Annotated in this window: 1 protein-coding gene; it reads left to right on the plus strand. The window is 42.1% G+C overall.

Features of this window, described 5'->3' with window-relative positions; genetic code table 11:
* Positions 1-722, plus strand: a 722-nt coding sequence (locus R2S10_RS24690) for a hypothetical protein (RefSeq protein WP_316843064.1), incomplete at both ends; no start/stop codon positions are given.

Genomic DNA, 722 nt, shown 5'->3' on the forward strand with positions numbered 1-722 from the left:
GCCTCCAATCCTAGTACTTCAACTGATAAAGACGCTAGTCATGTATATACCAAAGTCGGGTATTATACCATTACGCTGACTGTAAGTCGGGAGGGCACTTGTCCTCAAACTATTCAAAAATCATTTCGGGTAAATGGAAGTATTCCAAGAGCAGATTTTAATGTTCTGGGCAGTTTGTTTTGTAGTGGGAAAGAGTTGGTATTTGAAGATAAGGCTACAGTAGATTTCGGTGAAATCACCAGAATTGAATGGTATTTTGATGATCAGAATCCTGGGCAGGTACAGATTGATCTTCATCCTGAAAAACGGAATGTAGCAGCCAGGATTTACAAGTGCCAGTATCCTGTTTTTCATAGCCCATCTTCAAAGACTTTAACCGTACGGATGGTCGTTTATTCTGGTACTTCCTGCTTGTCTGAGCAAAGTAAGACTATCGTTTTACAAGCTAGTCCGGAAGTTACTTTTGATCCAATACCTGCGGTTTGTAGAAATGTTCCCGCATTTGAGTTGACCGAGGCAAAGGAAATTTCTGGAATTGCCGGAATGGGGAGATACTTTGGTGTAGGAATCAATGCAGAAGGAAAGTTTAGCCCGGAGTTAGCTGGCCTGGGAACTCATAGCCTCAAGTATGTTTTTAGAGCTGATAATGGTTGTGAAGCGGAAAAAAGTCAGCAGGTAATGGTACTTAATGTACCAGTAGCTGATGCAGGAGGGGACCTTTC

It is taken from the genome of Pedobacter gandavensis, assembly GCF_032678745.1.
In the GTDB taxonomy this organism is placed as follows: domain Bacteria; phylum Bacteroidota; class Bacteroidia; order Sphingobacteriales; family Sphingobacteriaceae; genus Pedobacter; species Pedobacter gandavensis_C.